At 72.1% G+C, this 12,384-nt stretch carries 8 protein-coding genes and 1 pseudogene; 3 read left to right on the top strand and 6 right to left on the bottom strand.

All coding sequences use genetic code 11. The features are described from left to right. Positions 1 to 64 precede the first annotated feature (64 nt). Positions 65 to 205 (bottom strand): hypothetical protein, encoded by a 141-nt coding sequence (locus tag ABT115_RS14005; RefSeq protein WP_351788311.1) that lies wholly within the window; start codon positions 203 to 205, stop codon positions 65 to 67. 17 nt (positions 206 to 222) lie between these two features. After that, positions 223 to 447: a hypothetical protein gene (locus tag ABT115_RS14000; RefSeq protein ID WP_351788309.1), complete on the bottom strand. Its 225-nt coding sequence runs from the start codon at positions 445 to 447 to the stop codon at positions 223 to 225. Between the two features lie 1,052 nt (positions 448 to 1,499). Here ABT115_RS14000 and ABT115_RS13995 point away from each other — a divergent pair. The 3 genes and pseudogenes from ABT115_RS13995 to ABT115_RS13985 form a co-directional block, all read left to right on the top strand. Then, positions 1,500 to 1,760: pseudogene (locus ABT115_RS13995) on the top strand (Scr1 family TA system antitoxin-like transcriptional regulator); the annotation flags it as partial. A 4-nt stretch (positions 1,761 to 1,764) separates the two neighbouring features. Further along, positions 1,765 to 1,989 carry a DUF397 domain-containing protein gene (locus ABT115_RS13990; protein WP_351788306.1) on the top strand — a complete coding sequence of 75 codons (225 nt, stop codon included), beginning with the start codon at positions 1,765 to 1,767 and terminating at the stop codon, positions 1,987 to 1,989. Between the two features lie 598 nt (positions 1,990 to 2,587). Then, on the top strand, positions 2,588 to 3,718 hold the full coding sequence (locus tag ABT115_RS13985) for a hypothetical protein (protein WP_351788303.1): 1,131 nt from the start codon (positions 2,588 to 2,590) through the stop codon (positions 3,716 to 3,718). Between the two features lie 92 nt (positions 3,719 to 3,810). Here ABT115_RS13985 and ABT115_RS13980 read toward each other — a convergent pair whose 3' ends face one another. The 4 genes from ABT115_RS13980 to ABT115_RS13965 are packed head-to-tail and all read right to left on the bottom strand — an operon-like array spanning position 3,811 to position 12,176. Then, positions 3,811 to 5,052: a TIGR02679 family protein gene (locus ABT115_RS13980; protein WP_351788300.1), complete on the bottom strand. Its 1,242-nt coding sequence runs from the start codon at positions 5,050 to 5,052 to the stop codon at positions 3,811 to 3,813. Continuing rightward, positions 5,042 to 9,193: a TIGR02680 family protein gene (locus ABT115_RS13975; RefSeq protein ID WP_351788297.1), complete on the bottom strand. Its 4,152-nt coding sequence runs from the start codon at positions 9,191 to 9,193 to the stop codon at positions 5,042 to 5,044. The genes ABT115_RS13980 and ABT115_RS13975 overlap by 11 nt, the downstream gene beginning before the upstream one ends. After that, on the bottom strand, positions 9,190 to 10,656 hold the full coding sequence (locus ABT115_RS13970; RefSeq protein ID WP_351788295.1) for a TIGR02678 family protein: 1,467 nt from the start codon (positions 10,654 to 10,656) through the stop codon (positions 9,190 to 9,192). Before ABT115_RS13970 ends, ABT115_RS13975 begins: the two co-directional genes overlap by 4 nt. Continuing rightward, positions 10,653 to 12,176: a TIGR02677 family protein gene (locus ABT115_RS13965; protein ID WP_351788292.1), complete on the bottom strand. Its 1,524-nt coding sequence runs from the start codon at positions 12,174 to 12,176 to the stop codon at positions 10,653 to 10,655. Before ABT115_RS13965 ends, ABT115_RS13970 begins: the two co-directional genes overlap by 4 nt. Positions 12,177 to 12,384 lie beyond the last annotated feature (208 nt).

The following is a 12,384-nucleotide window of genomic DNA, read 5'->3' as shown; positions in this document are numbered from 1 at the left end:
GTGTGCGTCCTTCTCCTCGGCCAGGAACTCGCCTGGTCGGTCTGGGTCAGCGGCGCATCGAAGGTCACACCCGATTGGTCAGGTCCAGCGGGCCCAGCAGCGGCCGGAACGCGGTGATCTCATTGCTCTTGGCGCGCCCGGTCAGCCGACAGGCCGCAGCGGTCCCCAACTGCCCCTGGACACCCGTGAACGCCTCATCGATCACGGGCGCGGCGGCATGCTTCAGTCCGCGCTCTCGGAGAGCAGTTCCAAGAGCGCGTTGGCCTTTCCCATGACCTCCAGGGCCGCGTCCCGGCGAGCCAGGTCCTTCTCCAGCCGGGCGACCTTCTTGCGCAGCTGCTCCAGCTCGGCCTGCTCGGCCGCCTTCTTCGGCCGCACCGCCGAGGTCCGCCGGTCGGTCAGCGCGTCCAGGGCGCCGGCCTCGCGGGCCTGGCGCCACTCGATCACGTGCGAGTGGTACAGCCGCTCACGCCGCAGGATCGCACCCCGTTGGGTTCGCGGAATTCGACGGGAAGATTGTCTATCTTATGGATACTGATACGACGTGAGGGTGGGGCGGAGCTGTGGCAGAAGTACGTTGCGATCGGTGTGACTTCGTCATCGGAATGGGCTGTGCGTGCCCACCCGACGGATCCGCGCCAAAGGTGCGTCCCGCAGCCTCGCCCCGGCAGGATTGGCAACAGTTCTCTCCAGACACGATTCTGATCTCCCCGACTCAGTACGCACACCTCCCCGGAGCCTGTACCCACCTGACCGAGAATCTGGTAACTGCACCACGCTGGGGCTGGATCCCCACACCTCCGGCCGGACTCTGGGACCGGTTGAGTAGCAGCTATCCGGCGACCGCGACAGAGGGAAACACCGCGCGGCAGGCGGTACGGCGATGCGAGGAGTGCCAGACAACACTGGCGTGATGTGAGCTGCCGTGGACGCAGGTCCGATAGCTCGCCTTGAGTTCGCCAGGCGGGCACTCTCAGTGGGGCTCCCACAAGGCGTTCCCGCCCCACCCAGCCGCCAGCAGAGGCCTAGCGACGTCGCTTACCCCGCGCTGTCCGGTGTGCTCGAGCCTTCGGCGGGCGGCCCTCCGCCTCATCGTTGTAGCCCTCGGGGGCCTCGCCAGGGGCAGGGATGCGCCACTGCACTTGATCGGGCCACAACATCATTCCCAGGGCACCTTCCAGATCGATCACGGTCAGCGTGTCGGCCCAGACTGTCTTGCGTCGTGGAGGGCACGACGTAGCGCAGTGCGTTTCTTGCGGCTGATCACCCCCGATTGTGAGGTGAACCGTGCCACTGCCAATCCCAGGCAACCTGCTGGAACAGCGGAGACACCGACGGCCTCCGGAGCCGTGTGCGCAGGTTCGAATCCTGCCGGTGGCGCCGCCAACGGATTCCAGCTCTACTACTCCAGAGCCCAGGTCTGGGCCTCCGGCCGTCACAACGACGACACCCCCCAGCACGTCCTCGCGGCCGCCTACGGCGCCAAGGCCGTGGCTGGGTCCGAAGCCGATCACGTCACCGTACGCGTCGTCCCCTTCGATCTGGACGGCTTCGCCAGAGCAGGAAGCGCCATGGTGTATGCAGGTGGTCCGGTCCCCAAACTGGACACCGTCGTGCGTGACGGACCCAATGGCCCTGCGTTCATCGACGCCGAAGCCCGACTCGACCGCTACCGAACGCTCTTCCGTAGGGTAGAAGCAGCATCGCTCAAACCCAAGCGTTCGCGTGACCTCATCCTCCGGTGGACGAAGGAGCTGTGAGTCCATGATGTCCCCCAATGCCTGGCAAAAGTCGTCCTACTCCGGCGGTGGCCAGGGCGACGCCTGCGTGGAGGTTGCACATCGCCACACCCGCATATTCATCCGCGACTCGAAGGTCCCGGCCAGGGCCGCCCTCTCCGTCCCGGCTGGAGCCTTCACCACCTTCATCGAGGCCCTGAAGGGCAACACCTACTCCACGGTGACGGACTTCACCTGGTTCCGAGGCTGACACCTCGCGCCCAGCTCGCACGCGAACACCTGCAACGGCACCCTCGCCACCAGCGACTGGAGCAGCGTCGGCGTCGCCGGCACCTACGTGCGAATACTCCAACGGCCGCCACAGCAACATCCGCCTCTACCGCACCGCCCTGCCGCCGGCCGGCGGGGCAGCACCCGGTGGCAGCGCAACAGCCCGGTGCGGCTCGCAGCCACAGGTGTCGGATCGTCTCGTTGGGTTCGGTCAGCGCCTTGCGGTCCCACGCGGTCAACTCCTGTCGATGGATGGCCAGTTCGTGAGAAGCAGCAGCGGCCAGGCGGAGGCTCTGACCGGCTCGTCCTCGTAGAGGTCACCACCAGTAAGGACTCACCCTGCGCGTGGACCGTGGCCGCGAAGGGCGCTCCGTCTTGTCGCTGCACCGCAGCCTGCCCGCGGCGGCCAGTTGCGGCACCGCCGCGAGTTCCGCTCCGCGACGGCACCTTCTACGAACACCGAACCCGTCGCCTTGCTTGACGAAAGACATAGAGGCACCCCAACCTACGGCGCCTGGGTACGGCGTTCGGCCGGCTTCGCGTCCGCACCCACCCGTGGCGGCGATAGGCTCCGCCCCGTGAGCGAGTACCAGTACTACGAGTTCCAGACCCTCGATCGACCGCTGAGCCGCGAGGAGCAGGAGCAGCTGCGGGCCCTCTCCACGCGTGCCCGGATCACGTCCACCAGCTTCACCAACACCTACAACTGGGGCGACTTGAGCGGCAGTCCACGCCGCATGGTCGAGCGCTACTTCGACGCCCACCTGTACGTCACAAACTGGGGCACCCACCAGCTGATGCTGCGCCTGCCCAAGGAAGCCCTGACCTTGCCCACGGTGAAGCCGTACTGCCTCGACCACCACGTCGACGCCTGGACCACCCGCACCCACCTCCTACTCGACCTCACCAGCGAGGACGAGGGCGGCGACTGGGTCGAGGACGCCGACGACTCCCTGGCCGCCCTCATCGGCGTACGCGACGAACTCGCCACCGGCGACCTGCGCCCTCTCTACCTCGCCTGGCTCTCCGCACTCGCCGCCTGGGAACTCGAAGACGACGAAGAAGTGGAGTACCGGACCCGCCCCGAGCCGCCCGTCCCGGCCGGGCTCGGCGAACTGACCGCCCCGCAGCGCGCGCTCGCGGACTTCCTGCGCGTAGATGACGACCTGCTGACAGTAGCGGCCCAGGCCAGTCCCACCGCGCCCAAGGAACCGGTCAAACCCACGAAGAAAGAACTCGCCCCGCTGATCGCAGCCCTGTCCCAGAAGGAAAAAGATGCTCTGCTGCTGCGGCTCGCCCTCGGCCCGGAAACCGGGTTGCGCACCGAACTCCTCCACCGCCTGCGCGGCACCACAGCCCCCACCGCGGTCCCCGGGCGCCGGTCAGCGGCCCACCTCCTGGACGCCGCCCACACACGGCGCACCGAACGCCGACAGCGCGCCGAACGCGAACGAGCCGCAGCCCGCAACCAGCGCCTGACCGCCCTCGCAGGCGAGGCCGAACACATCTGGCAGCAGGTCGAAACGCACATCGCCACCAAGAAGACCAACGCCTACGACCAGGCCGTCGCCCTCCTCGCGGAACTACGCGACGCGTACGTACACACCGGACGGAGCACGGACTTCCGAGAGCGCCTCACCAACCTGCGCGAGGACTACCAGCGCCGCCCCGGCCTCATCCACCGCCTCGACCACCACGGCCTCCGGTAACAACGCCACTCCCCCGTCCGCAGGCTCCGCCCCGAGACCATCCGCGTGTGCCAGCCCCCTGATCATCCGAGCCGGTCTGGCGGTCATCGGTGTCAGGTGCGGGTGAGGTCGGCCAGGAGCGTGGGCAGCAGGCGCTCCTCCATGACGGCTTGGCCCGACTCCCCCATGGCCCGCGCCAGTTGGGGGTCCCAGGGGCTTGTCGTGGGTGGGCCGGCGAGAGGTGTGGTCTGGCCCTGGGCGAGGGCTTCCCGGTAGTCGGCTGTGGTCATGCGCCAGGGGCGGGCCCCGTGGCGTTCCACGGCGGTAGCGGTGATGCGCAGGCCCACCCAGTCGAAGTCGGCCCGCCAGTGCAGCCGGGCTCCGGCGCGTACCGCGTCGGCGAGCAGTTTGTGACAGGCCGCGGACGGTACGCCCTCGGTGCACACCAGGGCCGCGCTTTCGGCTTCGAGTTCGGCGGCGGCCGCGCGCAGGACGGCCGGGTTCTCGCACACGAAGATGTCACCGGCGGCGGGGATGACGGGGTCGGATGCGAGCTGGTGGAGGGTGAGCCGGAACGGGATGCCGAAGTCGGCGGCGTCGCGCAGCCAGTCGCAGACCACCGTGTCGCCCTCGGGGCGGATGCCCAGGACGAGGACCTGGCTGGCGAGGTCGTCGGCGATGGCGCCCGCGCTCTCCCACAGGGCACGGCGTCCGGCCCTCTCGCGCGGGACGTCGTCGCCTGTGCGCTGGGCGAGGGCGCGCAGGATGAGCTGTTCGAGCGGGGTGCCGGGGACGAGGGCTTTGGTATCGCCGGTGGCCCATTCGGCGAGGACCGGAAGCGGCAGGATGCGGGAGGGGTCCTCGGGGAGTTTTTCCAGGACGCGCACCGCCGCGTCGATCAGGGGTGCGTCCCCGCGTCGCAGCAGGCGGGTCAGGGTGCCGTCGGCGGCGAGGCGGTCCAGCCAGGCCGCGAACCAGGTCTCGGTGGCGAGGCGGCTGGAGTGGGCCGAGGCCAGGACCTGTTCGCGGCGGGTTTCCTCGTCGGCGCGTTCGGCGGGCCGGTCGCGCAGGGGGCCGTTCAGGTGGCCGAGGGTCTGGAGCAGGCCGGTGCCGTAGCGGTCGTACAGGTAGGTGTCGAGGGCGGTGAGAGGGACGGCGAGGCGTTTGACGGTGTCGGGACGGTAGCGGCCGGTGACGCCGATGACGGTACGGCGCTCGGCCTCGCTGGGGGTGGAGAGGCCGATCTCACCGTCGAGCGCGCCCGAGGTACGTTCCAGTTTGCGGCGGGCGGCGGCCAGCAGCCGGGTCCAGCCCTCACCGCGCAGTTCCTCGTAGCCGTGCTGTTCAGTCGGCAACGACGGCCTCCTTCGGCCCGGGTACGCGGCGGGTGCCGGGTGAGCCGAGGGCGGCGGTGAGGTCGTCGATGTCGTCGGCGAGCAGCTTCTCGCCGTCCCAGAGGAGCAGCAGCGCGGAGACGGTGTGGTCGATCGCCGAGTGCGCGAGGTCGTAGTGGGCGGCGGCGGGAACGGAGGCGTGTGCGGCCCACAGGTCGTAGCCGGTCATGAACAGGTCGAGGTCGAACTGCGCGGCCAGCGACATCAGTTCGCCGCGGCCGGTGTCGTCGACGCCGGCGAACGCCTCGTCCAGGGCGAGCAGCCGCGGGGCGCCCGGATGTGCGGAGTTGAGCATGGCGTGCGCGGCGGCGAACAGCGGCAGGTGCAGCGAGACGGACTGCTCGCCGCCGGAGAGGCGACTGTGCCGGGCGCGGGTGAGCCGCTCCTCGCTTCGGTCAGGGCGTACCAACTGGAAGGCGAACTGCCGCCAGCGGCGGTAGTCCAGCACCTGGGCGAGCAGTTCGCGGTAGGGCAGGTCGCGCTGGCGGGCGCGGGCGTTCTTGATCTGCGCGGCGAAGTGGGCGCGGATCCGGGCGAGCCCGTCGGGGCCGAGCCGCGCGGCGTCCGCGTCGAGGAGGGCGCAGACGGCGCGCTGCTCGTCGTCGAGGCCGTCGGCGAGCAGCCAGCTCACACCGACCGTGGTGCCGGAGGACATCCTGCGTTCGCGCATGTCGGTGTTCATGCGCCTGATGAGGTCGCGGGCGTCGACCGTGCGGTCGTGGATCTGCTGGGCGAGCCGGGTGAGCAGGGCGTCCTCGAGGATGCGCTGCTCGGAGTCGCTGAGCAGCTCGGCCTGGTCGCGGCGGTGCTCGGCGATCTTTTCGGCGAAGGAGGCGACGGGCAGCGGGCCTTCCTCGTCGGCGACGCGGACGACGATGACGCCGTCGGAGCCGTCCCATTCGGGCCGGTAGTCCTGTCCGGCGGCGGCGAGCTGGGCCTGCAGGTCGTCCAGGGCCTTGGTCAGGCGGGTGACGGACTGCTTGACGCTGTTCTCGGTGGGGGCGAGGTCGCGGGTGGCGGCCTGGATCGCCTCGTGGACCGCTACCGCTGCGGCGGGCAGCTCCTGGCCTGCCCAGTCGGCCTCCTGGGCGGGCCAGTTGAGGCCGGGCGGGCAGCGCAGGATGTCGAGCAGTTCACGGGCCGCGTACGGGGCGAGGCCCCGGGCGGTTTCCTTCTCCTCGGCGGTGGCGACGGAGCGGGCCTCGGCCGCCGCGGTACGCCGGGCCTCGGCGGAGGCGGTGGCGGCGATGGCGGAATGCAGGGCGGCGGTGGCCGTCTCGGCCTCCCGGACCGCCCCGTCGAGGGCGTCTTCGGCCTGATGCACCTGGCACATCACGTCCTGCGCCTCCGCGCCGACGGCCTCCTGGAGGGCGTCGAGCCCCGCCGCCTCCTCGGCGTGGCGGCGGCGCGCGGCGCGCTCGGCGTCCAGGGCGGCTTCCTCGTCCTCGGCTGCCGCGTTCAGCCGGTCGGCGGCGTCTTCGGCGGCCTGTGCCTGCCGAGTGTGTTCGCGGCGGCGGGCGGCGAGTTCGCGTACCGCCGTCTCGAAGGCGCGGGTGGCGGTCTCGACGGCGTCGACACGATCAGGGGCGATGCCGTGCTCGGCGGCGGTGCGGCGCAGGGCGCGCTCGGCGACTGAAGAGGCTGCCACGGCCTCGTCGTACGAGACCTGGGCGGCGTCGGCGGCCTCGCGGGTGGCACGCAGCCGCGCCGCTGCCTTGTCGAGTTCGCGCAGCGCGGCGGTGATGCCGGTGGTGCGGGGCAGGGCGGCACGGGCGGCGGCATACGCCTCCAGCCGTGCGTCGGTACGAGCCTGGGAACGTGCCAGCTCATCGAGTTCGGCGGCGAGTTCGGCGAGCAGGGCCTCACAGGCCGCGATGCGGGCGGCGCGGCGGCGCTCGCGGGCGGTGGCGCCGACGTACTCGGCGTGCTCCTTGATGTGCGCGCCGACGAGGACGCCGGCGACGTACCGGCCGTCCGGGGTGATCTGCGCGGTGCCGGAGCCGGGGTCGGAGGTGACGGCCACGGAGCGCAGGACGGCGGTGACGCGCGCGGCGGGGATCGGCGTGCCGTCCTCCGGGCGCAGCAGGTCGGCCAGGCTGGGGCCGTCGACGGGTGTGCGGGCGTGCAGGTAGCCGTCGCTGTGCCCGGCTGGCACGGGGGTGTCCTCGGCGGTGACGAGGGCGTCGAGGAGGCCGGAGGCCTCCAGGGCTGCTTCCAGACCGGCCTGTTGCTCCTGAGTCAGATGCTCGGCGAAGTCGACGAGTTGCCACAGCGGTACGCCCTCCCCCAGTGCCTTGAGGGCCTGGGAGGTGCCCCCGTCCCGGGTGCGGTCGGCGGTGCGGCCGCGGGCGGCGGGAGGAGCGTCGTCGTGCTCGGCGGCGATGCGGTCGCGCTCGGCCTTGGTCTCGGCGCGGCGGCGTTCGAGGTCGGTGCGCCGGCCGCGCAGGGCGGCCAGGGCGTCGCGCAGCTCCTGCACGGCGGGGGCGGCGGCCTCGGCGTAGGTGTCGGCGAGGGTGGCTGTTTCCCCTTCGCCGGTGACGTTCTCGCCGGTGAGGTCGAGGGCTTCGGCGAGGCGGTCGGCGGCGCCCTCGGGGAGGAGCGGGCCATGGTCCCGCGTCCACTGGGCGAGTGCCTCCCGCGCCGTGGTGCGGGCGGCCTCGACCGCCCGCTCGGCTTCGGTTCCGGCGGTTTCGGCGCCACTGACCGCGTCCCGGGCGCGGTCGAGGGCGCTGCGGGCGAGGTCGCGGGTCTGCTCGGCGCTGCGGCAGTCCTGCTGGGCGGCGCGCAGGGCCCGCACGCCGTCGTGGCGAGCGGTGGCGAGCGCGGCGGACCGCTCGGCGAGCCGGGCGGGCTCGGCGTCAACCGGGGTCCAGGCAAGGCCCGCAGTGCGGGCGTGGTCGGCGACGGCGGCGGCGTCACGGGAGGCGGCGCCCTCGAGCTCGGCGGCGAGCTGGGCCGCGTGTTCGGCTTCGGCGCGGGCGCGGCCGGTGGCGGCGGTGCGGCGTTCGCGTTCGGCGGTGGCCTGCCGGGCGGTGTGCTCGCAGGTACGCACCAGACGTTCCAGGTCGGCGAGCTGCTCGATGGCCTGGTACGCGGCGGAGGAGCGCAGCTGGTCGAGGCGGGCGCGCAGGGCGGTGAGCGCGGCGTCAGCGGTCTCAGCGCGGGTTTCGGTAGCGGCCTGCTGCTCGCGGGCTGCCGCCAGCTCCGCCACGGCGTTGTCCAGGGCGGCGGTGCGGGCAGCGGTCTCGGTGCGGCGGGCGGTGAGTCGGTCGGCGGCCACGCGGGCGTGGACCCGCAGGTAGGTGGAGTAGCCGGCGAGGAAGGCCCGGGTGGCGTCGTCGGCGGCGGTCAGTCCCTCCAGGGTGCGTTGCACGGACTCCATGTCGTCGAAGGAGCGCGCGGCTTCGGCGATGAGGTCGTCGTCCAGCGGGCGCAGGCCCTCGGTGAGGGTGTCGGAGAGCTTGGCCGGGTCGAGGTTCTTGGCGAGCTGCGGGCGGCGCAGCGTGAGGATGAGGGTGAGCAGTTGCTCGTACCGCTCCCGGCCGAGGCCGAAGAGTCGCTGGTCGACGGCAGCGCGGTAGTCGGTCGGGGAAGCGATCAGCTCGTGGCCGAGCTCGGCGGCGAGCTGCTTCTTCGTCATCGGCCGGTCGTCGTCGGTGAGGAGGGAGAAGTCCTCGCCGACGCGGCCGTCGGTGACGAAGTGCCAGCGGGCCGGGGTGTCGCGGTGGCGCTGGGCGTGCAGGCCGATGCCGCAGGTGACGGCCTCGCCACTGGTGCGGTGGGTGAACTCGATCCAGACGTAGCCGAGTGCGCTGTCCTGCCCGCGGAAGAGCAGGTTGGACTTCATCGTGCGGTCCTCGGCCGCGAACGGGTTGAGCCGCTTGGGATCGATACGGCCGTCGAGGACGAACGGGAAGAGCACTTCGAGGGCCTTGGTCTTGCCGGAGCCGTTGGGTCCGCGCAGCACCAGCCAGCCGCCGGCGAAGGAGAACTCCTCGTCCCGGTAGTCCCAGAGGTTGACGATCCCGGCGCGAGTGGGGACGTAACGGGTGGCCGGGGTCGGAGCGAGGGTGCTGGCCGGGGCGGGAGCCGGGATGCTCACGGCGTCGGTTCCTTCACAGTGTCGTCGGCGGACAGGGTGGTCTGGGCGGCGGGCCGCGGGGCGGGCACGCGGGACTTCACGCGGACGCTGACGCCGCGGTAGCGGGCAAGGAGCGGAAGCACGAGCACTCCGCCGTCGACGCGGGCGACCAGCGACAGGGCGGCCAGCAGGTCCAGGACCTGGGCGAGCAGCCGGTCCGGGTCCTCGCGCAGGTCGGCGGCGAAGCCCTTGCCGTACTCGCCGATGATCTCCTTCAGTCTGCCGCGCAGCCAGGAGTCGGTGACGAAGGGGTAGCGGGTCTCCTCCCGCTCGTCGCCCTCCTCGTCAACGGCCTCGTACAGCGACTCCTCGGGTGCGGAGAGCTCCGAGAGCAGTCCGCGCGCCGGGAGGGCCGCGTCGATGCGGCGGGCCCGGGCGGCGAGGCGTTCGGCGGCCGTCGGGGCGGGCAGCAGGTCGGGGGCGTGCCGCCCGGTGCGCCGGGCGGCCTCGCTGATGCGGGCGCCGAGGAGCAGCGCGGCCTGGGCGACCGTGCCGCCGCCGGGGAAACGGATGTCGGACAGCTTGCCGGAGGTGTCGACGAGCGCGACGCCCTCGGCACGGCGCTCCACAGCAAGGCCGGTCAGACGCTCCAGATCCTCGGCGAGTGAGGGGGCACGCAGCTGGCCGAGCAACTCGGCCTCGGCGTCGGCGTAGTACGCGACCGGGTTCTCCAGGACGAGACGGCGAGCACGGCGGGCCTGATCGCGGCGCTGCGCGTGGCGGCCCGTGGCCAGGCCCAGCGCGCTGCCGGAATCGAGGAGCGCGGTCACCGAGGTGAGGTGCTGCAGGACTCGGGTGGGCTGGTGGACGGCGGTGAGAATCTCGCGGTCGATGTCGTACAGGGCCTCCGCACGCTCGGGGTCGCCGGCCCAGGCGGTGGCGGACCCGTCGGTGAGGGCGAGGGCGCCGCGCTCGGTGAGCCAGGTGACGGCGTCGACGAAGGCGTCCCGGTCGGTCTTGCGCGTGGTGTCCAGGCCGAGGCCGTCGATGCGCGCGGCGTCGGCGGAGACCGCGTCGGCGAGTTCGCCGAGGGCGACCTGCGCACCGTGGCGGCCGAGGGCGGCGAGGGTGAGGACGAGGAAGGCATAGCGGCGCCGGTCGAAGGGGCGGCCGGCGCGGGTGAGGGCGGGCCGCGTCGCGTCCAGGTGGTCCTGCACGCGCAGCAGCCGGGCGGTGTCGGCCGTGGTGACGAGGCGGTGGCCGAGGACCTCCATGAGGTCGATGCGCAGCTGCTCGGCCCAGCGGCGCACGGTCGGCAGGGCCGCCCGGTCCGGGTACGAGGATGTGATCAGCGGATGCCGCAGGACCAGCCGTACGGCCTTCTGGTAGTCGGCGAGTTCGAGAGGTGAAACGTGCTCGGCGACACGCTCCCCCGCCCGTCGCCCACCGCCGCCCGGGGCGGAGGTGCTTGGTGCTGCGCTCATGCCGTGACCTCCAGTCGCAGTCCGTCCAGGTGCAGGTTGCCGAGGACGGTGTGCACGGTGGTGGAACCCTCGACGGGGGTGACGGTGAGGCGTACGCCGTGGGCGGAGCCGGAGGCGGCGCAGACGCTGCGGCTGGCCGGGAGGCGAGCGGCGAGCGCCACGTCCATCAGCGCCAGCAGGACCCGCGTCTCGGCCTCGTCCAACACCCTGCCGTGCGCTCCGTCCGCAGCGAGCGAGGCGGCGGCCGTGCGGCGCTCGGCCTGCTGCTTCAGCTGCTCGGCACGTAGCCGTTCCCGCTGGGCGTCGTTGCGTTCGATGCGGCCGGGTCCGTGCAGGCCGGGGTTGCGGCCGGACTGGACCAGGGTGCGCGCCAGCTCGACCGGTTCGGCCTCCCACCAGGACGTACGTCCCGGGATCAGCTCGGGGTCGGCGTACGGGACGGCGATGTGGCGGGGCGCGCCGAGCCCGAAGGCGGCCTGGAAGAGGGCGTGCGCGTCCTCGTCGCTCTCGCAGGAGGTGAACCACTGGGCGAGGTGCCGCAGTTGGCTCTCCCGGCTCACCCCGCCGCGGCGGGCCTCGGTGACCCGGCGCAGCAGGGCAAGGACGGAGCGGATGGCGGTGACGGTGGCGTCCTGCAGCCGCTCGGCCTCGCTGTGCTCGCGCTCCGCGAACCAGTGGACAATGCCCTGCCACCGCTGCCGCCAGTCCTCGAGGCGTTCGGCGGGGCTGCGGAAGAGCCGTTCGTCGGCCTCGGCGGCGTGCTCGATCATCCGGTCGACGCCGATGGCGGCGTTCTTCTCGACGGCCTCGGCGAGCAGCGGGGCGTAGCGGCCGAGTTCGGCGGTGAACTCCCGCATGTGCGTGAGCAGGGCGTCCTTGTGGGCGAGGAACACCTCGGGCCGGGTGTCGTTGGTCCGTGCCAGGTCGCCGAGCATCAGGTAGAACCGGGCGGCGCGCTGCGCCATCTCGCCCAGTACGGAGTCCAGGCGGCTGAGCTTGCGGTACACCTCCTCGGCGTCGCCGGCGGCGTTGGCGTCGGCCAGCGCGTGAAGGTCGGTGAGGATGTCGGGGAAGACGAGCCGGGAGAGCTGGGCGTCCTCCAGCCGCGCGCCGAGTACGTCTTCCACGGCCCGGTACGCCCGGTAGCCCGCCTGGGTGAACTGGTAGACGTAGTGGCGGTTGCGGTACTCGGCGAGATTCGCGGCGCGCGTCCCGTCGTACGACCGGTCGAGGACCTGCCAGTCAGCGAGCGCGTCGAGCAGCGGCTGCACGGCCCCGACGGCCGCCACGCCAGGGTGGTCGGCGGCGAGCCGATTCAGGAGCTCCGCCGCGTCCGAGGCGTGCAGCAGCACCTGGTAGTTGGCCCGCCCCCGGTCGAAAGCACGCAACAGCCACAGATATTCGTGGCGTTTCTCAGCGGCGGCGAAATGGAACAGCCGCAGCCGGTCGTCCAGGGTGAACGCGTCGATACCGAAGGCGTCCTCGTCGGCGGATTCCGGGGCCGCGGACTCGTCGGTCACAGGTGCGGAACTCTCTCGTTCGGTCGGGGATGGCATGAGCGACACCCAGTCTGCCGCACGGGCCACCATCTCCATCAACGCGCTCCTCGCGCTGTGCTTCCTGTGCTACCGTGCGCCACCCCGTACCGCCCATTACCCCCTGACGGATCTCCGCCCTCGCAGCGGACAGGTCGTGGCACCGGAAGCTGGAGGCGCTCACAGAAGCGGC

It is taken from the genome of Streptomyces sp. NPDC001832 (assembly GCF_040297265.1).
GTDB lineage: Bacteria > Actinomycetota > Actinomycetes > Streptomycetales > Streptomycetaceae > Streptomyces.
The sequence above is the reverse complement of the archived record's forward strand: the minus strand, read 5'-3'. Positions and strand labels throughout refer to the sequence as shown.